The organism is Shewanella fidelis ATCC BAA-318 (genome assembly GCF_000518605.1).
GTDB classification, from domain to species: Bacteria; Pseudomonadota; Gammaproteobacteria; order Enterobacterales; family Shewanellaceae; genus Shewanella; species Shewanella fidelis.
On the sequence record NZ_JADX01000014.1, the window covers coordinates 1 to 23,722 of the forward strand.

Genomic DNA, 23,722 nt, shown 5'->3' on the forward strand with positions numbered 1-23,722 from the left:
CAGCGAGGGATTTTAAATCCCTTGTGTCTACCGATTCCACCACACGGGCAAACTCTTTGATTTTGATGATACGTACTGTCGGTATCAATACTGCTTGTTTCTTATCGAAGAAACTAAACTCACCAAATTCTTGTTCTGATTCTATAAACATTAAAGTTTATGGAGGCGCGACCCGGAGTCGAACCGAGATCGACGGATTTGCAATCCGCAGCATAGCCATTCTGCCATCGCGCCATTTCGATTAAATTGGAGCGACATATCGGGTTCGAACCGATGACCTATACCTTGGCAAGGTATCGCTCTACCAACTGAGCTAATGTCGCTTTTCAATTTATCTTCCAGTCAGGTTAACGCTTAACTTGCTTCCCCTTGACTACGGAATGGCATTCTACCGATTAAATGCCAAGAGTCAACGCTATAATTACCGATAAATGACTGTTTGCACACTAATCGAACTTTTCGTTGCTTTTAACAGCTATTCAGCAGTTAAATCTTTCCACGCGGCAAGAATGTAGCTCATCATAGACCATAGAGTTAAAACGGCTGCTACATAAAACAAACCAAAAGCGACGTAAGTTAAAAACTCATTGGGTTGCCAAATCAAACCTGTGATTGCAATCATTTGTGCGGCAGTTTTATATTTACCAATCCAAGAAACTGCAACCGCTCCCCTTTTACCTATCTCAGCCATCCACTCTCTGAGCGCAGAAATAACGATCTCTCGACCAATCATGATGAGCGCAGGTAAAGTTAGCCAAATATTACTGTATTCAGAAACCAACAACACTAATGCCGTGGTTACCATGATCTTATCTGCTACAGGGTCGAGGAAGGCACCAAAACGAGTAGATTGTTTTAATTTTCTCGCGGCATATCCATCTAAGGCATCCGTCACTGCAGCTAACCAAAAAACAAATGCAGATGCAAAAGGAGACCAAGGCTCTGGAATATAAAAAAGAACAACAAAAACAGGTAACAGTAATAACCTGAATAATGTTAACGCAATAGGAATGTTAAACGGCATTGTAGAACCTATTAGTCAAAAGCAGCGCCAATCTTGCCTTAATTTTGTTACCCTCGCAATGCATCATGTATCGTTTGTGCCATTTCTAAGCTAATACCGGGAACTTTTACCAATTCCGACACACTTGCGCCCTTCACTTCTTGAATACCACCTAGATATTGTAAAAGCGCTTTACGACGTTTAGGCCCAACTCCGGCGATTGATTCAAGTGAAGACGTATTGCGTGTCTTTTGGCGTTTGTTTCTATGGCCAGTAATAGCAAAACGATGCGATTCATCACGAATATGTTGGATCAGATGCAAGGCTCCTGAATCTGCAGGCAAAGTGAACGACTCTTCATTCTCACCATAGATAAGTGTTTCAAGGCCAGGTTTTCGCCCCTCGCCTTTGGCTACACCGATAAGTGTAGGCGCATTATCTAATGCAACAAATTTTTCATCGACAATCTTCTGCGCAATACGTAACTGACCTATACCGCCGTCAATGAACAAGATGTCGGGAATTTTACCTTTATCTGTAATTTTGTCGAAACGACGACTGATAGCCTGTTTCATCGCTGCATAATCATCACCTGGTGTAATACCGGCAATATTATAACGCCGATAATCGGCCTTGCTTGGTCCTTCACGATTAAACACTACACAAGATGCGACAGTGCTTTCTCCCATGGTATGGCTGATATCAAAACACTCCATACGTTTGATGCTATTAGTAGCCTCAATGGCTTCTTCCAGCAATAAGAAACGCTGCTCGACAGTATTCTTATGAGAAAGTCTAGTATTAACCGCGTTTGTCGCATTGGTTAATGCTAAGCGTAAAAAACTTGCTCTTTCTCCGCGAACGTTGGTTTTGATTTCAACCTTTTTGCTTTTCGCACTTTGAATCGCTTCAGCAAGTTCTAATTGTTCTTCAAACGGCTCACTAATTAAAATCTCTTTTGGCGTAAGACGCTGGCTGTCTGAGTTTAAATAGAATTGCAACATGAAAGAACGTAATACTTCTGACACCTCTGTGTTAGCAGGTACCTTTGGATAATAACTTCTGCTACCGAATATTTTGCCTTCACGAATAAACAGTAAATGAAAGCATGCAACGCCGGAAGCATAGTAAGCACCAATAACATCCATATCGCCTGAGGCATTAGATACCTCTTGCTGTTCAGACACCTTTCTTAACGCGGTGATTTGATCTCTAAAGGCCGCAGCTTGTTCATAGCGCATCTCAGCAGCGGCAAGTTCCATTTGCCCAACGAGTACCGACATCACTTGGCTATTTTTACCTTTCAAAAATAGCGTAGCTAAACGCACTTGCTCTTGATAATCATCCGTACTGATTTTATCAACACAAGGCGCACTGCAACGACCAATCTGATACTGCAAACAAGGTCGAGAACGAGACTTATAGTACAAATCTTCACATTGACGAATGGGGAAAATCTTTTGCATTAAATGCAAACTTTCGCGCACCGCACCACCATTTGGGTAAGGCCCAAAATATTGGCCCTTGTCGCGCTTTGGGCCTCGATGATAAGCCAAGCGTGGATGTTTATGATTACTGAGTAAAATATAAGGATACGATTTGTCATCTCTAAGCAATACATTGTATTTGGGCATGTATTGCTTGATGTAATCGTTTTCAAGAATGAGTGCGTCTGTTTCACTGTGAGTCAGTGTGACATCTATATTGGCGATATGCGAAACCAATGCTTGGGTTTTTACATTGGCCAAGTTTTTACGAAAATAAGAGGAAAGACGCTTTTTTAGATCTTTCGCCTTGCCAACATAAATTACAGTCCCTTTTTCATCATACATCCGGTATACACCGGCCGATGAAGTCACTGTTTTTAAAAATTCTTCGGCATTAAAAGCATCTGGCATAACAGCTTTGCGGCCTTAAGTTAAAATTGTCCTGTATCTAACATTTTATATCTAATCGCCAAGCGAGTCAGCTCTACGTCACCACCGATCCCCAGCTTGGCAAATAGTCGATAACGATAACTGTTCACTGTTTTAGGACTCAGGTTCAATTGCTCTGAGATCTCACTGACTTTTTCACCATTTGTGATCATCAACATAATTTGCAACTCACGTTCAGACAGCGATTTAAATGGGTTCTCTTCAGATTGATTAAACTGGCTGAGCGCCATCTGCTGTGCAATCTCTGGTGATAAATAGCGTTGCCCATGAGCAACCTGCCGAATAGCTTGTAACACTTCTGGAGAAGTTGCACCTTTGGTTAAATAGCCTGATGCACCGGCTTGCATGACTTTAGTTGGAAACGGATCTTCTGTATGGATAGTTAACACGATTATTTTAGCGTGCGCCTGAAACCGCAAGATCTTACGCGTGGCTTCTAAACCACCTATGCCGGGCATATTCATATCCATCAAAATAACATCGGCTTCATTCTTACGGCACCACTGTACAGCCGTTTCACCGTCGCCGGCCTCGCCGACCACTTTTATACCGCGCTCGTCTTCGAGGATCCGTCTGATCCCTGTTCTTACTAATTCGTGGTCATCAACTAAATATACAGAGATCAAAGCTGCTTTCCCTTTCAGAAGTCTCACCCTGACGCAATAACTAAGGTCAGAATCAAAAGTGTTATAACGCTTAATTTATCGCATATAACCAAAGATAGAAAGAAAAACTTAGCAAAAGCAAGTAGATGAAAATTTATATAACAGTTTGTTTATTATAGCTTTAAATTCAGAAAAGCAAAAAGGCAGCCGTTAGGCTGCCTTTTTAAATATGGCGGAGAGATAGGGATTTGAACCCTAGATGGGCTATAAACCCATGCCGGTTTTCAAGACCGGTGCATTCGACCACTCTGCCATCTCTCCGAGGCCGGTAAATATATGTGTTTCTCGTGATGATGTAAACCCATATAACAAAATTAATGGCCTGTAGCATCTCTTATGCTGAATATCTATCCAAATATGATGTCATTACTATTGGCACAAGCGATTAGGTCATTTGGTAAAATGGCTGTGCCATAACCATAAACAGTATTTGACTAGAGTTAATTACCACAATTATCAGCTTAGCTTTTACCTTCGATAACAAAGATCAAAAATTTACGTGACTATCAATTTAACTAAAGACAATCAATAATCAACGCAATCCTTGTATGAGAACCTATTCCAACTTTGTAATGCAGGTTAGCTATCAAAGAGTTTGCAAAACTGTGCTAGGATCAGCCTACTAAAAATAGCCATGCACTTTTATGAACTCAAACGTTATTCCAGCTCAAGCTCTTACTCCTCAGTTTACACTTGCTACTGAACATACATTCATTGCTAACGCCAGTGCCAATTTGTTAGCCCAAGAGCGCTGCTGCGACGCATTTACACTGCTAAGCGAAACAGACAATCAACATATGTTTATTGCAGAGTATTTTGGCTGCAATCGTAAACGTATAATTGAGTCTCTCATTGAAGCCCACGGCGTATTTAAAGAGCATGTTTTACAACTTGATGAGCACAATAGTCCTGTGTGGCAACAAGCACATCCGGACAAAACTCTGCTAGCAGCAAAACAGCATAAATTTCAATATTTATCTGGCACCATTCGCAAAGCAGACTTAGTTGGCCAATATAATGTTGAAACCAACGAATATAAACCAGGCCTGCTGGCAAGCTGTCATTACCTATTTATTTGCGCCGATTCCTTATGGAAAAGAGAAGCCCTTTGGGATCTGCTATTAGAGATCCTTGATAAGCAACGTTATCAGGTGCATTCGCGCTTTATAGAATTACCACTAAATTGCAAAATAGTCCTGATAGGATCGAGTCACCAATATGGTTCTTGCTGGTTAGGTGAGCCTAGTTTTTCACGACACTTTCCTTTACTAGGTGAGCTAGTAAACGAAGTAGATTTGGCAGAGCATACAATCAATGATTATTGCCACTGGCTTGCAAGTATTCTTGATGAGCATCAATTGCAGCTTGAAAGTGATGCGTTAGTACTATTACTGCGCTTTTGTTCAAAGCTTGCTGACCACCAAATGCGGCTGAGTTTAATGGCAACTAATATTGAACATTTGTTAGCTCAAGCTAAAGCCTATGGTGGTAACTCTCTCATCACATTGAACGCTTTAACTCATTCAATAGCAATGCTTAATCAAAGGCACAATGCTTCTGAAAGATTGTCTGAACAGAACTTTGACGATCTATTTATCAACTTACCGACTCAAGATGAAGTCATTGGCCAGATTAATGGTTTAACCGTTGTTGAAAACGCTGAGTATAGTTATGGCGAGCCTGCACGTATTACTGCATCAGTTCATTACGGTGACGGTGAAGTGGCAGACATTGAGCGAAAATCTGAGCTAGGAGGCAATATCCATGCAAAAGGCATGATGATTCTTTCGGCTTGTCTTTATCGAATTTTTGGTAAAGATGCACCACTTCATTTAAATGCCAATATTGTTTTCGAACAGTCCTATCAAGAAATTGATGGTGATAGTGCCTCACTTGCCGAATATTGTTGCCTGATATCAGCAATAGCAGAAAAACCAATTAATCAAAGTCTTGCAGCTACTGGAGCGATTGACCAATTTGGCAACGTACAAGCTATTGGCGGCGTTAATGAAAAAATTGAAGGTTTCTTTAAGCTTTGTAAACGCCGCGGTTTAACTGGTAATCAAGGTGTCATAATCCCCTTCTCTAATATGCAACAATTGAACCTACATCAAGATGTTATTGATGCTGTAGAGCAAGGCTTGTTTTCTATATATCAGGTTAAACATATTGATGAAGCTGTTGAAATACTGATGCAGCTTCCAGCGGGTAAGGCTGATGAAGATAATCAATTTCCCGATGAGTCTTTATACGGTTTAGTTCAATCTCGTTTAGAAAATTTGGCTGGCTATCAAGAAGAGGAAATGAGCCTTTTTGAGAAACTACGGGATAAATTTAAATTTTCTAGCTGATCGGAGTTGTTTAGCGTACACGTGTTCGCTAACCTTGGCAGCTCAAATTGCTGGAGTATGAATAATAATGAGTTACGCGAACAGTTTTACTAAAGAAGACCTTATTGCCTGTGGACTTGGCAAACTATTTGAACCAAATTCACCAAGACTACCAAAAGACAATATGTTAATGATCGACCGAGTGTTAAAAATTAATGCTGACGGTGGTGAATTTGGCAAAGGTGAAATTGTTGCGGAACTTGATATCAACCCAGATCTATGGTTCTTTGATTGTCACTTTGCAGGCGATCCGGTTATGCCTGGTTGCCTGGGCCTAGATGCTATGTGGCAATTAGTTGGTTTCTTCTTAGGATGGGAAGGTGCTTTAGGTAAAGGCAGAGCCCTGGGTGTGGGCGAAGTGAAATTTACAGGCCAAGTGTTACCTGACGCTAAGAAAGTTACCTATAAGCTCACAATTAAGCGCAAAGTATATCGTAAGCTAGTTATGGGTATTGCTGATGCGACTATGGAAGTTGACGGTCGTGAAATTTACAGTGCAAAAGATCTAAAAGTAGGTATTTTCACTGACACTACTAGCTTCTAATAAGCAACGAATAGCCAATAAAATGCCCTCTTAATTGAGGGCAAAAATGCTGAGAAACTCATTCCTTGTAATATCAAAAGACTTTCAGTAATGGCAACATATTATTTATTAAATAGGCCACTTATTCGTCCATCAACGCCTTCGCGCCAACCGCCAAGCCAATGTGATTTTGAATCAAGTGTCGAGTAAGGACAGTTCTCTTTCGATCGCCCTCCAATTCCCGCTTGGAAACCTTTTGAAAAAGCTCTATCTAATCGATCTCTTTTTTGTCTCTTCATGCAAGCATCCTCTCTTTGATAACAAAAGAAGCTATCGCTTCACCCCATAAATAAAACTTTTTTTGGTAGAGATCAATCCCCAAAACGGCTCTTATTTGCGGTTATTTTTTAAGCTACTGAGAAGTCTTACAAATTTATTGCAAAAAAAATCGAGGCATTTGCCTCGATTTTTCTCGTATTGAATTTTACTTCATACGACGTCTAAACCATAACAATGGTAAAGCAAATAACCAAGCGAAGCTCGCTGCGCCCTTACGCACATAATTCTCATTATTATCGTCTTCATCGACAACAGTACAAGCTTCAGCTGTAGCACCTGCTGGTTGCAATACAACCATACGCGGTAAGTAAGATGTCACTGGCTCACCGTTACCGTTTAATTGGAAGAATGGTAAACCATCATCACCAATCACCAAGTTACCATCATCATCGAACTTATAAGATGGTTTACGGATAAAGGCTGTGCCAACAATAGTGCCATCTTCATTAATGCTATTCGCTTCAACGATAAGAATATCGCTTTTGTAAGTTAGCTTCTTACCATCACCATCTGTCACTTCAACTTCATTACGCTGCCAGTTACCTTCTGCATTTTGCTCGTAACCTTTAGACTCACAAGTTAGCAAATCATTAAGGTTCTTAAATTCACCTTCAGGGAACTCTGAGTTAGGTAATTGATATAGGAAACCCGCTTTTGGACGCGGCTTTTCTTTATCGTGAGTCGTTTCAATATAACCAACAACTTGCCCTTGGTTATTGATATCACGACCACGGCTACCTAAATCTGAAATACTGTTATAGAAATCGTTTGGTGTAACTAACGGTGTTTCAGGATTTTTAGTATCAAAGTAGAAAAACTTATCACGACGATAGCCATTGATATATTTGTTGTAGCTACCAACCAAGATCCCATTATCGTTTATATCGTAAGCAATTGATGAATAAACATCACGAGCTTCATCAACATCGACCCAGTTATACTTATACTCACCTGTAGCAGCATCTTTAGTCCAATAAGCAGCATCGTAATACAATCTATCTTTATTGTTATCACGATATACATAAGAACGACCCGCTACCGAGCCTTCATTATTGATCCCTAATCCTTGCGCGCTATAAACTGAATCATTAGTGACTTCGAGGCCTAGCGGTAACATAGTCGGCGTGATCACACCTGCATCATATTGCCAAACATAGCCACGAATTTGATATTTAATGTCGCTATAACCGTATTGATTTGGAAATTGTGCCGCTTGAATACAGATATCTTGTGGCGCTGTTTCACTATTATTATCCACACATGAGTTAATAATATTGCCGCTATTTTCGCTGATATCGGTACTCGCATAACCAGTAATTAAACCATTCTGATTGACAGCAGTTGCACTTGAAACGCCGCCGACAGAAATAGTCTGCTCTTCAGCTTCGCCTTCTTTGTATACATAATCAGTATAAGGAGGTAATAATGCAATTTCAGCATCACTGCCCTGCTTTACAAAGCCACGTTGCTCGTAATCACGGTAATACCAAAACTCTTGAGTGTCACTACTGCCTTCATAGGGTAACGTTTTCTCGGCAGATGTCATCGCCCCCACTTTCAAGCCGGAGTCGTTAATACCGTAGAAAAACGTATCTACCGAGTTTACCGTATCTTCATCTTCAGGAAAGGTCGGAGCGGTTGTGCCGTTAACGCTTTCAAACGTAGGGAGCCATGCATTACCAATTGAATTAAAAGTAAAGTTATTGGCAATAATCGGCAAATTAACGGAGTAAGTAATAGTCTCAGAATCCGCCACACCATCTTCGATATCAATAACGCCATCATCGTCTTCTGAAACGGTCAGCTTCTTTTTACCTTTAGCAACGCCAACAGCTTCATTATTACTATTGACCGCCATGCCATAACCATTTCGAGTATTCGCTATGGTGCCGTTTAGATCATAGGTATCTAAATCAATATTGATAATTTCATATACCGGCGCCGCATGGACACCTTGAAGTACGCTTATAACGCCAACAGCTACTAACGATAGGGTTTTATCCAACTTAAACTTCATTAACTCGCTTCCTATTTCTTATTTTAGCTTACTTCAATGATTCGAGCTCTTCCCATCGCTCAAAGCAACTTTCAAGCTCTGCTTCCTTATCGGACAACGCTTGCAAGTTTTCATTCACTATTTTTTGTTCCTGACTATAAAAGTCAGGGGCGCTGACAATCGTTTGCAACGCTTCCAGCTCTTGCTCTAACTGCTCCATAAGTGCAGGAAGTGCTTCTAATTCACGCTGTAATTTATATGACAGCTTTTTCTCAGTCTTCTTTGCAGCGACTTGTGCTACCGGTTTTACCTCTGCTACAGGTGCTTCGACAACCTTAGCAGCTTGTTGTTCCTCAGAATAAAAACGTGCACCTTGAGAAACCGCATCCTCATAGCCACCAACATACTCACTCCAGCCACCATTGCCTGTATACCACCAGCTACTGGTTACAGTATTATCAATAAATGCTCTATCATGGCTTACAAGTAACAATGTACCTTTATAATCAGTGAGCAAAGACTCAAGTAACTCCAACGTCTCAATGTCTAGATCGTTAGTTGGTTCGTCGAGAATAATCAGGTTTGCAGGCCTTAGCAACAAACGCGCTAATAATAAACGGTTTTTTTCGCCACCAGACAAAGCTTTCACTGGGGTTCTTGCTCGCATAGGCGAGAATAAAAAGTCCTGTAAATAACTTAAAATATGGCGATCTTGGCCGTTAATTGTAACGGTTTTCTTACCTTCACCGACATTATCTTCAACGGTTTTCTCAGGATCTAAGGCTTCACGATATTGATCAAAGTAGGCAATTTCAAGCTTGGTTCCTACTTTAACACTGCCAGATTGCGCTTCTAACTGGCCTATCAAGAGTTTTACTAGTGTTGACTTACCACAGCCATTAGGACCGATTAACGCAATACGGTCACCACGAATAACTGTTGAACTGAAATTCTTAACCAGATTTTTTTCAGGCAAGTTATATTCTAGGTTCTCAATATCGAAAACTAATTTACCAGAACGCTCGGTATCAGCTACCGCCATTTTTGCGCCGCCTTGACGGTTTAAGCGCGCCATCCGCTCTACGCGTAACTCCTTCAGAGCACGAACGCGGCCTTCATTGCGGGTACGACGTGCCTTAACTCCTTGGCGGATCCACGCCTCTTCTTCAGCTAATTTCTTGTCAAAGTGTGCATTTTGTTCAGCTTCAACACGTAACCACTCTGCTTTGCCTTCAAGATACGCTTGATAGTTCCCCGGCCAAGAAGTGACGACACCTCGGTCTAAATCAACGATTCGAGTCGCCATACGTTGAATAAAGCCGCGGTCGTGGCTGACGAACACAATCGCGCCACGATAGCTAAGTAAAAACTGCTCAAGCCACTCAATAGTATCAATGTCTAAGTGGTTTGTCGGTTCATCTAACAACAGTAGATCTGGCTCGCTCACTAAAGCGCGCGCCAATGCAACTTTACGTTGCCAACCACCAGATAGCTCAGACAGAGGTTTATCGGCGTCTAACCCTAACAACTCACAGTTCTGATTGATACGGGTATCTAATTGCCAACCATTTAGATGATCAATATCTTCTTGTAGTCGCTCCATCTGCTTAAGCATGCGTTCCATGTCATCAGCAGAGGCCGTCGCTAAATCGTGGGACAATTGATGGTAACGCTCAAGCTTTTCACCCACTTCTTGCAAGCCTGCCGCAATGTATGCGTATACAGTACCTTGCTCTGCCTTAGGTGGGTCTTGCTGTAAACGGCTGACCTTGACGTCTGTTGCGATGTTAAATTCACCTTCATCTAGCAACACATCGCCACTTAATATTTTCATTAAGCTCGATTTACCGGCGCCATTACGGCCAACAATACAAACCCGCTCACCGGCTTCAATGGTGAAATCAGCATTTTGTAATAGTGGGGTGTAACCGTAGGCTAAAGAGCCGTTATTAATACGTACGAGACTCAACTTACGCTCCTAAAAAATGTTCTAATGCTTCGAGATCAAATGGCCAATTAAGTTCAGTCTGAGCTGCAACTAATTTAACGACTGGAATACGAATGCCGTACTCTTCAACCAGAGATTGATCATCACAAATATCGATCATGCGATAAGATACCTTTGCGGTATCAAGTAGCTCAGCAGCTAGTTCACACAGATGACAAGCATCTGTGTGATAGAGAATAATCGATGCATTACTTGGCATGTGTAATTAACCAAGTGTTATGAATATGTGGGTTACGCTTGTAATCAAGCGGTAAAGTTTGATTGTCGATATTCTTAACTGCCATGCCCCTAGCTTCAAGCTCGGCTTTTTCCATCTTAAATTTACGTTTATTGTTAGAGAAAACGATCTCTCCACCAAGATTCAGTAATTTAAAGATATCTGTCAGCATATCCACATGATCTCGCTGAACATCAAACGAATCTTCCATACGCTTTGAGTTAGAGAAAGTTGGCGGATCAATAAAGATCAAATCAAACTTATCATGAGTGCGTTTAATCCACTGCAAACAGTTCGCTTGTACAAACTGGTATTTATTGCTGTTCAATCCATTGAGTGCAAAGTTCTCTTTCGCCCAATCGATATAGGTGTTTGACATATCAACAGTGGTAACAGAGGTGGCACCGCCAAGTGCGGCATGCACTGATGCAGAGCCCGTGTAAGAGAATAAGTTACAAACACTGCGGCCTTTAGCTTTTTCACCCACAAGCTTACGAGTTAGACGGTGATCAAGGAATAAACCAGTATCAAGATACTCTTTAAGATTCAGCTTGAACTTAGCACCGTATTCAGTAGTAATAAGCTCTAATTTATTTGCTGCAATTTTCTCGTATTGATTGGTGCCCTTCTTGCGCTCACGAGTCTTTAAAATAATATTGTTTGGGTCAATACCAATTGCACTTGGTAAAGAAATAAGCACATCAGTTAAACGACGTTTAGTCACCGCCTCTGGAATTTGCGACGGCGCTGAATATTCTTGGATTACTACGTAATCAAGATACTTGTCTACTGCAACATTATATTCAGGAAGATCTGCATCATATAATCGGTAACTGTCGATGCCTTCTTTCTTAGCCCACTTTTCTAACTGCTTAAAGTTCTTTTTAATCCGGTTTGCAAAAGGTACAGCAATATCACTCACATCGCCTTCTACCTTAATGTTTGCAGGGTCGATACGGCGAGTATTTTCGGCATGTACTTTATAAAGATTGAATGCACACTCTAATGCACCGTTATTCATCTTCATCTGTTTATCAGCTTTAAGCTTTAACGCAGATAACAGTTCAATATCACTATTTAAAATAGCAATATTCCAACCACCAAATTCGGCTTTAAACTTATCGCCTAATTGATAATACAGCTGCAGCAAAGAAGTGACGTTACCTAAACGCTCACCGTACGGTGGGTTAGAAATTAAAAAGCCTGCAGTTTCTGGCACTTCAACATTGAGTGCATTACATACACTGAAATCAATCAACTCTAATACGCCGGCGTTTTCAGCATTACGTTTCGCCAACGCCACTAGACGTGAATCGATATCTGAACCGTAAAACTTAAGTTTGCAGCGAGTCTTACCAATAGATGCTCGCGCATCGGCTTCAGTTAATAGTTCTTGCCATACTTTTTTATTGTGCGGCAACCAGTGCTCAAAACCGAAGCGTTCACGATGAATGCCCGGTGCGATATCACAGGCCATCATCGCCGCTTCAATCAAAATCGTACCACTACCACAAAATGGATCTAGTAGATCTGTTGGTGTTTTCTGCCAGCCGCTACGAACCAGCATATTTGCTGCTAAGTTTTCTTTTAATGGCGCTTCACCTGTTGTAGAGCGGTAACCACGCTTATGTAGAGCTGGACCAGAGAAATTAAATCCAATAGTGATCTCACCACGTCTAAAGTGGGCATCGATTCTAAAATCAGCATCAACACGTTCAACATTTGGGCGACTGAAATCATCATCACGGAAACGATCTACAATCGCATCTTTGATTTTTAGCGCCCCAAATTGGGTGTTTTTAATAAAGCCACCCAAGCCATGAAAATCAATGCTAAATGTACTGCGATTTGAGAACTGCATTTGCCAGTCAATACCGTAGGCAGCATTGTATAGCTGTTCAGGCGATTCACATGGGCCTCGATAAATCACGTAAATAATTCTGCTAGCAAGTCTAGACCAAAGCGTGATGCGGTATCCCAGCTCTAATGGTGCAGTGAAGTACACGCCAGCGACACTTTCTTTAATGTCAGTGGCACCTAGCTCAGCAAGTTCAAGAGATAACGCGTATTCGTAGCCCCGTGGAGCTGCAGCAAAAAAATTTAACATTGATATTCATCGACACACAGTAAAAATTAGTCGGCTATTATACCTGTTAGCGACGTTAAAAGATAAAAGTTATTGGCTAAAGCAGAATTAAATCTACCTTAATGCCGACTATCGATGAAAAATATCGTTTTAAATCTCTAAACATTGGCATAAGTTGCAAGCTATCACCATAAACCAAAGCGATTATCTATGCCGTTAATTTATGTTGTTACACATAGCTAAACTTATACGATGTTTCCCGCCTGATTAAAGCTTAAGCCTTGCCAATTTCATCAATTGACCGCTTAAGCTTATGCCGTCAAAACAAAACAGACACTTTACAATCAAGTAAAGAGTACAAACTCTTAAAATGCGACACTTTGTAACTATCACCTTTAATCCATTGATTTAACAAGCTAGCTAGATAAACTTGCGCAAACAAAAAACACAACAACAAAAAAACAATCCAGCAACAGAACTATAAAGATAATAGTGAGAATAAAATGAAAAAACTGGTACCCACCTTTCTTTTATTAGGGCTTACAGCCTGTGGTGGTAGTGATAACAATAGCAGTGAGATCACCCCACCCAAAGTTGTACCCGATTTACAAGCAGACGTTTGCTATTTAATGGCAACGACTATGGGTGATATCACCCTAGCTATCGATTTAACCAACATGCCAGTCACTGGTAAAAACTTTAAAGATTACGTCGATAGTGGTTTTTACGACAGTACCCTCTTTCACCGCGTTGCTTACAATTTTGTCATTCAGGGTGGAGGATTTACCACAGGAATGGTCGCTAAGCCGGGCAATACACCCATTGTAAACGAAGCTGATGTAGGAATTAGTAATGAGCGAGGAACCATTGCGATGGCACGCACCACAGCTCCGGACTCTGCAACATCGCAATTTTTCATTAATGTGCTAGATAACCCTCAGCTTGATGCTTCAAGCTCAAGTTATGGCTATGCCGTTTTCGGTAAAGTCGTTGAAGGCATAGAAATAGTCGACCAAATTAATATTGTTGATACTGGCAGTAATAGTGAAATCCCAGTTGAAGAAGTGATTATCAACTCAGTTACAGAATTCACTTGTCCTGTTGGCTAGTCATAAACATAGTGCCAATCAGTATAAGACTACTGGTTGGCATATTTTTGCAAAGTAAAAGTGAGACGCAGTTTAGGAATAAATTATCAATAGAAATGAAATCGGTTACTAAACGCTATGACAAGCTACAAATATTATCTGGAATAAGATGACTATTACGACTAAATACAGCAAACAAATAAAGTCTGACAAATGTAAAAATAACTTACAGGCTTTGCCTTACAAATCAAAAAAACACTTATCTCTAAGCAGCGTTAACCCGATTTATTTTAACTGGTAATGGACCTAACCTATCATTCATCACCTTAATAGTATCAAACTGGAATAAGCTTTTTGTGTCAGTTAAGCGGCACTCTGCTGACATAATCATCATTAAAGATGCTTGTAAACCAGATTCCACCACGAGTGCTAATACTGAGTGTTCATTGGTTGTTAACTGTAGCAATTTACCCACTTCACTATATACACATTGATGGGAAACGTTAAAAAACCAAGATTTTGGCATTTGAGGTTTTAATAAAAAATGGGCAGCTGTTGCATTGAGGGCAATTTGAACAATTAGCGCATCATTTAATGAAAGTGATTTAGATAAACGGTCTACCAAGTCAATATAAAACTTAGCATGTTCAACACTAAACTCTAATGGTTGTTTGGCATCTGGTATTAGGGTCTTTAATCCATAAGGTGACAAAAACTCCATGTCATCCCCTAGCGAAACACTTAATACTTGGTGCTTCTCATTATATCCCCACTGCCAATCCCTTTTTGGCATTAATAACATAACGTTTACCTTTATTTTAATATAATTGGATAATAGATGATTATTTCATCAATATCAAAATAAATTTAATGGTTTTAATTTGATCCCTATTAAATAAAAAACGATCATCTAGATCTTATATTTGATCTAAATGATCGTTTAACGATCAAATAACTATTTTACGATCGGTACTAACTATTTAATACGATACGCTTCAACAATGTCTTTAATTAATTTTGGACCTTGATAAATAAATCCAGTATAAATTTGTACCATTTCAGCGCCTGCATCCAATTTATCTAACGCATCTTCTGCAGCATTAATACCACCAACACCAATGATAGGAATTTTACCTTTCAAGCAATCTGCTAGTTGTTTAATTACAACTGTTGACAATGAATTCAATGGCTTACCACTTAACCCACCGGCTTCATTAGCGTTTAATAAACCACTCACACCATCTCGAGTTAGTGTAGTATTGGTGGCAATCGCGGCATCAAACTCACTTTTAATTAGTGCTTCTGCAATCTTTTCAATTTCTTCAGTTGATAAGTCTGGTGCGATCTTTAACGCAATAGGTACATACTTTCCATGCTTCTCTGCAAGTTCTTTTTGTTTTGCTTTTAATGATCCTAATAGATCATCAAGAAGATCGCCGTATTGTAAAGTACGTAAACCAGGTGTGTTTGGAGAAGAAATATTCACCGCAATATAGGCAGCATATGGATAAACTTTATCCATACAGATCAAATAATCTTCCTTACCTTGTTCAACGGGGGTGTCTTTATTCTTACCGATGTTAACACCAACCATTGCATTAGATTTTACTGCTTTTAAGTTTGCAACAAGGTTGTCGACACCTTTATTGTTAAAGCCCATACGATTAATAATCGCTTTAGCTGGCTTTAATCTGAAACAACGAGGTTGATCATTACCAGGTTGTGGACGAGGTGTAACTGTACCAACTTCAATATGACCAAAGCCCATTGCATGAAATGCGTCGATACACTCACCGTCTTTATCCATACCCGCTGCTAAACCAACAGGGTTTGGAAAAGTCAGTCCCATCATAGTCACCGGGGCTGGCTTAATATTTTGCGCATAAAAGCAATTTAGAGGCGAATTACCAGTAGACTTTAAACTGCCCATAGCAAAATTATGCGCTAGTTCTGGATCCATCTGAAACATGAACTTTTGTGCGATTTTATAAAACATGTTTTCTCCTAGACCGAAAAAAGCCCCGGCAATTGCCAGGGCTTCTGATTTAAATCAGATTACTTTTGTCCTTCACAATGAAGGATCAAAAGGTTAAGTTCACGTAAGGCTACAGAGAACTTTGCAAACTCATGGCTTTGCGAAGTCTTAAAGTCAGATAGCATATGGAACCAACGTTCCAATAGACTTTGATTAGACTCAATCCATTCTGAGATGATCTTGTTCGCATCGCAGCTTTCAGTACAAGTTCTTAATACAACAGAACTTAATGATCTTTGCTGCCAATCAAGCTCTTCTCTAAATGCTGCTCTAGCAAGTGCTTGCCAGTGGTTCGTAACTGGTTGCGCGCTAATTTGTTCAAGGAACCAGTGTAGATCTACACTTGCGCCTAGTTTAAAGTAGGTTTCAGCAACCAATGGAACAGGCTTACTCTCAGATTCACAAATTTGAGCGATATCCAATGCTGAGAACAAGGTGCTGACATTCGCTACAACCATAGCGACGTCTTCAGGTACACCTTCTTTAATCAATGCGTTCGACTCAGCTCGAATACCCTCAACCTCTTCACTCACCATGTACTGATGAACACTTTCTTTTAATTCATCAAAGACTGGTTTAAAGAAGGCTACCGTTTGCTCGATATTCAAGTTGCGATTACGATGACGTAGGAACCATCGACTCGCACGACGAATGTTGCGACGTAATTGGTGCAACATTTCACATTGTACAACAGCAGGTATAACGCCATTCAAATCTGTTATAGATTTAGTTAAATCAGCTAAACCAAACACTTCGCGAGCCATAGTATAACAAATTGCAGCTTCCGCTACTGAGGCACCTGTCTCATCTTGCATACGTTGCACGAAATTAAGTCCCATATCATTGACTAATTCGTTGGCTAACGATGTTGCGATAATCTCGCCTCTTAGCGGATGCTGTGCCATGTTGGCGCTATACTTTTCTTGCAATTGCTTAGGGAAGTACTCAACGAGCAACTGACTCAAGAAACTGTCTTCAGTAATTTCTGGGGTTACTAACTGCTCTTTTAAAATCATCTTAGCGTAAGCAACTAACACTGAGAGTTCAGGTCGTGTTAACGATTTACCGTTTACTAAACGGTCTGCAAGCTCGTCTTCGTTTGGCAAGAACTCGAGTGCTCTATCTAGCTTACCTTCTTTCTCAAGATAATGAATAAAGCGAATTTGCTCTTTTAATTGCTCAGCACCACGCACCTGAGTAATCGAGATTGAACGCGTTTGGTCTTTACAATCTTGCAAGACAATTCGGCTAACTTCGTCAGTCATCTCTTCAAGCAGACGGTTACGCTGCTTCAAAGTTAACTCACCATCGGCAACCAAGGCATTTAGCAAAATCTTAATGTTAACTTCGTTGTCAGAGCAATCTACACCACCAACGTTGTCAACAAAGTCGGTATTCATACGGCCGCCATTCGCACAGTATTCAATACGACCTAATTGTGTACAACCTAAGTTACCGCCCTCACCGATGATCTTGGCTTGAACTTCGTTACCATTAACACGGATCGCATCGTTAGCACGATCACCCACTTCAACATGAGATTCGCTAGTCGCTTTAACGTAAGTACCAATACCACCATTCCAGATAAGATCTACTTGCATCTTAAGTAGCTCTTTTAATAATTCTAACGGTGTCATTGATGCTTTTTGGCTACCGAGCATTTTCTTCATTTCAGCCGATAACGGGATAGACTTAGCAGAACGTAAGAATATGCCACCACCTTTTGAAATCAGCTCTTTATTGTAATCTTCCCAGCTCGAACGCGGCAGTGCGAATAAGCGCTCACGCTCGACATAGCTTGTCGCTGCATCTGGATTTGGATCAATAAAGATATGCATATGGTTAAAGGCTGCAACTAAGCGTGTGTGCTTAGATAACAGCATGCCGTTACCAAATACGTCACCAGCCATGTCGCCAATTGCCAAACAGGTAAAATCTGTTGTTTGGCAGTTTACGCCCATTTCACGGAAGTGACGTTTAACTGACTCCCATGCGCCACGAGCTGTAATTCCCATTTTCTTATGGTCGTAACCGTTACTTCCGCCAGATGCAAACGCATCACCCAGCCAGAAGTTATATTCAATGGCGATTTCGTTAGCGATATCTGAGAAAGTTGCAGTGCCTTTATCAGCTGCAACGACCAAATAAGGATCATCTTCATCGTGACGAACAACATTGTCTGGGGCAACAACCTCACCATTAATAATGTTGTCACTGATATCTAGTAAACCGCGAATAAATAATCGGTAGCATTCTTGGCCTTCTGCAAAGAATGCTTCGCGGTTACCGTCTGTTGGAAGCTGCTTACAAACAAAGCCACCTTTCGCGCCAACTGGTACAATAACCGTATTTTTAACTTGCTGAGCTTTTACTAGACCCAATACTTCAGTACGGAAGTCTTCACGACGATCTGACCAACGTAGACCACCACGAGCTACTTTACCACCACGAAGGTGCACACCTTCAACACGCGGTGAATAAACAAAGATTTCGTATTTTGGCAGCGGCTTAGGCATTTCAGGGATCAAGCTCGGCTCAAACTTGAACGAGATATAAGATTTAGGTAAACCTGACTCTAAGACTTGGTAGAAGTTAGTACGATTAGTTGCATTAATTAAGTCAAGGTAACGTCGAATAATACGGTCGTCATCAAGACTTGATACGTCTTCTAAGCGCAGATCAATTTGCTCAATGAACTTGTTTAGTGTTCGTGTTTTCAACTTAGGGTTGAATTTACGAATATACATTTTCACAAGTAAATCAGCAATTTGCGGATAACTTGAGAAGGTTTCTTCAATGTAAGCTTGGCTAAATGTTGAGTCGATTTGACGCATATATTTAGCATAGGCACGTAAAACTGATACTTCACGCCCTGTTAGACCGGTAGCCAACACAAGTCGGTTAAAACCATCGTCTTCTAGCTCTTTTTTCCATACTTGTGATAGTGCAGTTTGGAAACGCTCTTGGCTATCGGCAAGATCATCTGTGGCAACATTTTGCGTTGTCATCAAGAAGTCTAAAATCCAATATGTTGCGCCATCTACCGTCTTAACTTCATAAGGTCTTTCGTTAATAACACGAAGACCGAAGTTTTCTAGCATAGGTAGTACGTCAGACAGATGGATTGGCTCATCTTTATGGAACAGTTTTAAACGCACTTTGTTGTCGTTTAACGCTGTTTCCTGTGGTTGATAAAACAGCATGCCCAATTTATGGTCATCATCTAATTCTTCAAGATGCTGAATATCCACTACCGCAGAGTTAGGCAATACATCTTCTTTGTAGCTACGAGGGAATGCATCAACATAACGCTTAATTAAGCTGTTACCGAGCTCTTCACCTTGAGCGCTTATTACTGCGCTCGCTAGTTTGTCTTCCCAAGAGCGAGCTGCTTCAGTTAAATTATTCTCAATCGCTGCCACATCGACATCCATATTATTATTGTCAACTTTGATAATGTAATGGGTACGCGCCAAAGTTGATTCAGAGAAATAAGTCGTAAACTCAACGTCTTCGCTGCTACCAAAGTGCTGCGCTAAAATGCGTTGGGTATCCTCACGTAACTTAGTGTTATAACGATCTTTTGATACATACACTAAACATGAGAAGAAACGACCAAAACCGTCTTTACGAACAAACAATTTAAGTTTGTCGCGATCTTGCATCTCTAAGACACCATGGGCGATAGACGCAAGCTGATCAACACTTGCTTGAATAAGCTCATCGCGTGGTAATGTTTCAAGAATATGCATTAATGCTTTGTAATCGTGAGAGCGAGGCGCTAAACCTGAATTATCCAAAACACGTTGCACTTTTTGCGCAAGCAGCGGAATTTCACGAGGGCTACGGTTATAAAGGTTTGATGCGTAAAGACCGATAAATCTGTCTTCACCAACGACATTGCCCTGTTCATCAAAACGTTTAATACCAATATAATCTACGTATGCTGGGCGGTGTACCCGGCTTTTTTCACTGCTTTTGGTTAACACTAATAAGCTATTATCAAGCGCTTCTTTACGGGCACTTTCAGAAAAGTTAGACAGTAATAAGCCAGATTCAGATGTGTTTTTTGCAGACTTGGTCATTAGACCTAAACTAGTCGACTTATCGGCAACAAGTTCTAAATCACCTTCTACTTTATGTAAATCGTAACGGCGGTAACCAAGTAAGGTAAGATGATGGTTATTTAGATAAGACAGGAAATTCTTTGCTTCATCAAGCTCTTCTTTCGTGCCTGGGTAAGGACGACTATCAAGTTCAGCAATGGTATCACTTAGCTTTGCCGACATGGCTTCCCAATCATTCACCGCAGCTGCAACATCGGCAATAACGGATTCAATTTCTTTGGTTAGCGTCTTAATATCTGCATCACTGCTTTGTCTGTCAATTTCAATCAGAAAAACAGCGACTTTATCGACATTACATTGCTCATCAGAGCTATAGCTAATGTGGGTTACAGTGCCATTTTCACGCTCAATAGCCAATGGAGTATGCAACATCATGTGTGCAGTAATTCCAAGACGATTAAGCGCCATGCCGACGGAGTCGACTAAAAACGGCATATCAGGCTGGATAATTTCGATAATTGAATGACTAGATTGCCAGCCGTGCTTTGACTGACTAGGGTTAAACACTCTGATATGACCTTCCCCGACGAGGGTCTTATTGAGTGCATTCCACTGACTTAACACAGCGCCGTAGAGATCGCTATCATTGCGCGCATTGAGGTCATCTTTCGACATATGCGCATATAGGCAGGTTGCGAATTGTTCTACTTGTTTTGCTTGTGAATTAGGTACTTTTGCATGAATTAGGTTGACTACATTTTCGAGCAGTACTGAAGGCATTGCATCTTTCAAGGCCATGTTGCTATTTCCTTAGGGGCTATGGCAGCGCTTTTTAATTTTTATGGATGCTTCGTAAACCGACCTGAGCCTTTTTTTGTGACCTAGGTCATAAGCCGAAGTCTATTACTAAATTCGCAACATTTCGAGAACTATTTTAGTGGTACATCCTCATTATGGCGGTGTTTTGAACGATTAATTTCACAAATTTGCGAGAACAATCGCCTATTACGTGTTTTTATGCATAAAAAAAGAGGAGCCAAGGCTCCTCTTATGCTGATATTACTTGGGCTGCCGCCAAAACAGCGCTGCAATTGCTGGTAAGATAATTATTGCTCCCAACATATTTACCAAAAACATAAATGTTAGCAATATTCCCATATCCATTTGAAACTTTAACGCAGAGAAGAACCAAGTACTCACTCCTATTGCTAAAGTTAATCCGGTAAAGATCACCGCACTACCGCGCTCAACTAGTGCTTCATAATAAGCTTGTTGAACAGGCATACCATCACGCAATCGAACAGCCATGGTAGATAAGATATAGATCCCGTAGTCAACGCCAATCCCCACTCCTAACGCGATCACCGGCAGTGTGCTCACCGCAAGACCAATATCCAATTGAGTCATCAGTGCTTGAGCCAAAGTCGAAACGACATATAACGGCAGAATAACGGCAATCGTTGCTCTCAATGAACGGAAGCTGATCAAACAAAGTATAAATACCGCACCATATACATATAGCATCATTGGAAGCTGAGCTTCTGCCACCGCTTCATTGGTCGCAGCCATCACACCAACCGGGCCTGAAGCCAACTTAAACTGGATTTGTTCATTATCCATTTTAAGTTTTAGCTCGTTTACTTTTGCTATCACCGGCTCAATAGTTTCAGCTTTATGATCCTCAAGGAACAAGTAAACCGGCATCACAGAACAATCGCTGTTGAGTAACCCTGAAGTCGTTGGCACCTGACCTACCGCCTGTACTAAGCTGGCAGTAGTTCTAGGCAACACGCTCCACTTTGGATTTCCTTCGTTAAAGCCTGCATTAACCCTTTTTGCAACCGATGCTAAGCTGGCAGTTGACTCAACTCCCGGAGTGTTACCTACCAACCACTCAAACTCATCAATTTGAGTTAATACTGAGTGATAAGTACAGGCCTCAGGAAATGCTTCAACTATTACCGTCATTACATCTGTAGTAATTGAAAACTTATCGGTGATAAAAAAGGTATCTTGGTTGTAACGTGAATCTAAATGCAGTGCGGGTGCCCCACCCTGTAAGTCACCAACCTTCATCTTGTTCGCTTGTTGCAGCCCTACAGCATAAAGTACAGCTGTAATAGCTAAGACCCAGACCGCGTACTTGAGGGTGGCAAATTTCGACAGCTTAAGCCAAATCGGGTTGGCCGCAGGTTGCTGCTCATGATTTGGGCTTACTTTGGTGTACGAGATCAACAGCGGTAATAACATCAAGTTGGTTAAAATAATAACCGCCACACCTAAAGAGGCAGAAATAGCCAACTCACGAATAATACCAATATCAATCGCTAATAAAGTCATAAAGCCGATGGTGTCAGACAAAAGTGCCACTCCACCGGGAATTAACAAACTTCTAAAAGCCAATGCCGCCGCTGCTTTGGTTGTTTGACCATCCGTAACTCGGCGTCTGACCGCATTGATCATTTGCACGCTATGACTCACCCCGATAGCAAACACTAAAAACGGGATCAGAATAGACATTGGATCTAAGCCAAATCCAACAACTGTCAGCAAACCTAATTGCCAGATAACCGCAACTAAACTACAAACCAGTGGTAAAATTGTTAATGCGACAGATTTTGAGAAAAAGTAAACCATCACCGCCGTGACAAGAATAGCGATAAGGAAAAACAACAATACACCTTTAGCGCCATCTGCGACATCACCAGCCATTTTGGCGAAACCAATAATATGTATTTTTATGGCATCGGTTTCATATTGCTCACGAAGTTGTTCTTCGAGTTGCGCAGCAAAAGCGAGGGTATCAAGTGCTTCACCCGTTTGTGGATCAAAATCCATCAACTGGGCACTGACCATTGCAGCCGAGTAATCTTCAGCAATTAAACGTCCAACAATCCCTGCTTTCTCAATATTGCCTTGTACGACTTTTAAACCATATTCTGTGGTTGAAAAATCTGCCGGGATCACAGGTCCTCCAGCAAAACCATCTTCAACGACCTCTGTAAAACGCGTCGACGGTGAAAACAGCGATTTCACCTGAGCGCGGTCTACTCCGGGAATGAAAAATAACTGATCATGGACATTCTTTAAGGTATCAAAAAAATTGGCGTTAAAGATATTGCCGCTGGTATCTTCCACTGCCACCATAATACTATTCGCACCACCAAACTGTTTTTGGTGTTTCAAGTACGTTTGCATGTAGCTGTGGTTCAGCGGAATGTTTTTAACAAATGCAGCATCCATTTTTAGATTACTTGCTTGTAAACCTAAAAATATCGTCGCTAGGGTAAATAGAAATATGACAAATGCTCTATGACGAAATAGATAAGATTCGAATCCATTAACTAATTTATCTAACATAGTAAGGC

General features: G+C 40.9%; 15 protein-coding genes and 3 tRNA genes. 3 read left to right on the forward strand and 15 right to left on the reverse strand.

The window, feature by feature from the left end; all coding sequences use genetic code 11:
- Positions 1 to 160 precede the first annotated feature (160 nt).
- The 6 genes from L884_RS0107190 to L884_RS0107215 all read right to left on the reverse strand — a co-directional run bounded on the left by L884_RS0107190 (position 161) and on the right by L884_RS0107215 (position 3,866).
- Positions 161 to 234, reverse strand: a tRNA-Cys gene (locus L884_RS0107190).
- A gap of 13 nt (positions 235 to 247) precedes the next feature.
- Positions 248 to 323, reverse strand: a tRNA-Gly gene (locus tag L884_RS0107195).
- 152 nt (positions 324 to 475) lie between these two features.
- On the reverse strand, positions 476 to 1,024 hold the full coding sequence (gene pgsA / locus L884_RS0107200) for a CDP-diacylglycerol--glycerol-3-phosphate 3-phosphatidyltransferase (protein ID WP_028766857.1): 549 nt from the start codon (positions 1,022 to 1,024) through the stop codon (positions 476 to 478).
- A gap of 47 nt (positions 1,025 to 1,071) precedes the next feature.
- Positions 1,072 to 2,901: an excinuclease ABC subunit UvrC gene (uvrC, locus tag L884_RS0107205; RefSeq protein ID WP_028766858.1), complete on the reverse strand. Its 1,830-nt coding sequence runs from the start codon at positions 2,899 to 2,901 to the stop codon at positions 1,072 to 1,074.
- A gap of 20 nt (positions 2,902 to 2,921) precedes the next feature.
- Entirely contained in the window at positions 2,922 to 3,566 is a 645-nt protein-coding gene (gene uvrY / locus L884_RS0107210) for a UvrY/SirA/GacA family response regulator transcription factor (protein ID WP_012277434.1), read from the reverse strand.
- A gap of 209 nt (positions 3,567 to 3,775) precedes the next feature.
- Positions 3,776 to 3,866, reverse strand: a tRNA-Ser gene (locus L884_RS0107215).
- 383 nt (positions 3,867 to 4,249) lie between these two features.
- Here L884_RS0107215 and L884_RS0107220 point away from each other — a divergent pair.
- On the forward strand, positions 4,250 to 5,956 hold the full coding sequence (locus tag L884_RS0107220; RefSeq protein WP_028766859.1) for a S16 family serine protease: 1,707 nt from the start codon (positions 4,250 to 4,252) through the stop codon (positions 5,954 to 5,956).
- Positions 5,957 to 6,023: 67 nt separating this feature from the next.
- Complete coding sequence (fabA, locus tag L884_RS0107225; protein ID WP_028766860.1) at positions 6,024 to 6,539, forward strand: bifunctional 3-hydroxydecanoyl-ACP dehydratase/trans-2-decenoyl-ACP isomerase; 516 nt, start codon at positions 6,024 to 6,026, stop codon at positions 6,537 to 6,539.
- 101 nt (positions 6,540 to 6,640) lie between these two features.
- On the opposite strand, the gene rmf is transcribed toward fabA, so the two are convergent.
- The 5 genes from rmf to rlmKL form a co-directional block, all read right to left on the reverse strand.
- On the reverse strand, positions 6,641 to 6,817 hold the full coding sequence (gene rmf, locus L884_RS0107230) for a ribosome modulation factor (protein WP_028766861.1): 177 nt from the start codon (positions 6,815 to 6,817) through the stop codon (positions 6,641 to 6,643).
- Positions 6,818 to 7,002: 185 nt separating this feature from the next.
- Entirely contained in the window at positions 7,003 to 8,874 is a 1,872-nt protein-coding gene (locus L884_RS0107235; RefSeq protein ID WP_028766862.1) for a DUF3466 family protein, read from the reverse strand.
- A gap of 28 nt (positions 8,875 to 8,902) precedes the next feature.
- The gene (locus L884_RS0107240) at positions 8,903 to 10,822 is read right to left on the reverse strand and encodes an ABC transporter ATP-binding protein (protein ID WP_028766863.1); all 1,920 of its coding nucleotides are present in this window, start codon (positions 10,820 to 10,822) and stop codon (positions 8,903 to 8,905) included.
- A gap of 1 nt (position 10,823) precedes the next feature.
- Positions 10,824 to 11,060, reverse strand: a complete 237-nt coding sequence (locus tag L884_RS0107245; protein ID WP_028766864.1) for a glutaredoxin family protein — start codon at positions 11,058 to 11,060, stop codon at positions 10,824 to 10,826.
- Positions 11,050 to 13,185, reverse strand: coding sequence for a bifunctional 23S rRNA (guanine(2069)-N(7))-methyltransferase RlmK/23S rRNA (guanine(2445)-N(2))-methyltransferase RlmL (gene rlmKL / locus L884_RS0107250; protein ID WP_028766865.1), 2,136 nt, complete (start codon positions 13,183 to 13,185; stop codon positions 11,050 to 11,052). Before rlmKL ends, L884_RS0107245 begins: the two co-directional genes overlap by 11 nt.
- 482 nt (positions 13,186 to 13,667) lie before the next feature.
- Here rlmKL and L884_RS0107255 point away from each other — a divergent pair, with 482 nt between their 5' ends.
- Positions 13,668 to 14,273 (forward strand): peptidylprolyl isomerase, encoded by a 606-nt coding sequence (locus L884_RS0107255; protein WP_028766866.1) that lies wholly within the window; start codon positions 13,668 to 13,670, stop codon positions 14,271 to 14,273.
- Positions 14,274 to 14,517: 244 nt separating this feature from the next.
- Here the strand turns inward: L884_RS0107255 and L884_RS0107260 are convergent, their stop codons facing one another.
- From L884_RS0107260 to L884_RS0107275, 4 genes are all read right to left on the reverse strand, one after another.
- Positions 14,518 to 15,054: a cell division protein ZapC gene (locus tag L884_RS0107260; protein WP_028766867.1), complete on the reverse strand. Its 537-nt coding sequence runs from the start codon at positions 15,052 to 15,054 to the stop codon at positions 14,518 to 14,520.
- 174 nt (positions 15,055 to 15,228) lie between these two features.
- On the reverse strand, positions 15,229 to 16,248 hold the full coding sequence (pyrD, locus tag L884_RS0107265; RefSeq protein WP_028766868.1) for a quinone-dependent dihydroorotate dehydrogenase: 1,020 nt from the start codon (positions 16,246 to 16,248) through the stop codon (positions 15,229 to 15,231).
- A gap of 59 nt (positions 16,249 to 16,307) precedes the next feature.
- A complete protein-coding gene (locus tag L884_RS0107270; RefSeq protein ID WP_028766869.1) occupies positions 16,308 to 21,152 on the reverse strand; it encodes an NAD-glutamate dehydrogenase in 4,845 nt (1,614 codons plus the stop codon).
- Between the two features lie 261 nt (positions 21,153 to 21,413).
- Positions 21,414 to 23,714 (reverse strand): efflux RND transporter permease subunit, encoded by a 2,301-nt coding sequence (locus L884_RS0107275; RefSeq protein WP_028766870.1) that lies wholly within the window; start codon positions 23,712 to 23,714, stop codon positions 21,414 to 21,416.
- Positions 23,715 to 23,722: the final 8 nt, after the last annotated feature.

Excerpts from the sequence above, each read along its gene's own strand:
- pgsA (WP_028766857.1), bottom strand. The coding sequence starts at position 1,024 with ATGCCGTTTAACATTCCTATTGCGTTAACATTATTCAGGTTATTACTG.
- uvrC (WP_028766858.1), bottom strand. The coding sequence starts at position 2,901 with ATGCCAGATGCTTTTAATGCCGAAGAATTTTTAAAAACAGTGACTTCA.
- L884_RS0107220 (WP_028766859.1), top strand. The coding sequence starts at position 4,250 with ATGAACTCAAACGTTATTCCAGCTCAAGCTCTTACTCCTCAGTTTACA.
- fabA (WP_028766860.1), top strand. The coding sequence starts at position 6,024 with ATGAGTTACGCGAACAGTTTTACTAAAGAAGACCTTATTGCCTGTGGA.
- rmf (WP_028766861.1), bottom strand. The coding sequence starts at position 6,817 with ATGAAGAGACAAAAAAGAGATCGATTAGATAGAGCTTTTTCAAAAGGT.
- L884_RS0107235 (WP_028766862.1), bottom strand. The coding sequence starts at position 8,874 with ATGAAGTTTAAGTTGGATAAAACCCTATCGTTAGTAGCTGTTGGCGTT.
- L884_RS0107245 (WP_028766864.1), bottom strand. The coding sequence starts at position 11,060 with ATGCCAAGTAATGCATCGATTATTCTCTATCACACAGATGCTTGTCAT.
- rlmKL (WP_028766865.1), bottom strand. The coding sequence starts at position 13,185 with ATGTTAAATTTTTTTGCTGCAGCTCCACGGGGCTACGAATACGCGTTA.
- L884_RS0107255 (WP_028766866.1), top strand. The coding sequence starts at position 13,668 with ATGAAAAAACTGGTACCCACCTTTCTTTTATTAGGGCTTACAGCCTGT.
- L884_RS0107260 (WP_028766867.1), bottom strand. The coding sequence starts at position 15,054 with ATGTTATTAATGCCAAAAAGGGATTGGCAGTGGGGATATAATGAGAAG.
- pyrD (WP_028766868.1), bottom strand. The coding sequence starts at position 16,248 with ATGTTTTATAAAATCGCACAAAAGTTCATGTTTCAGATGGATCCAGAA.
- L884_RS0107270 (WP_028766869.1), bottom strand. The coding sequence starts at position 21,152 with ATGGCCTTGAAAGATGCAATGCCTTCAGTACTGCTCGAAAATGTAGTC.
- L884_RS0107275 (WP_028766870.1), bottom strand. The coding sequence starts at position 23,714 with ATGTTAGATAAATTAGTTAATGGATTCGAATCTTATCTATTTCGTCAT.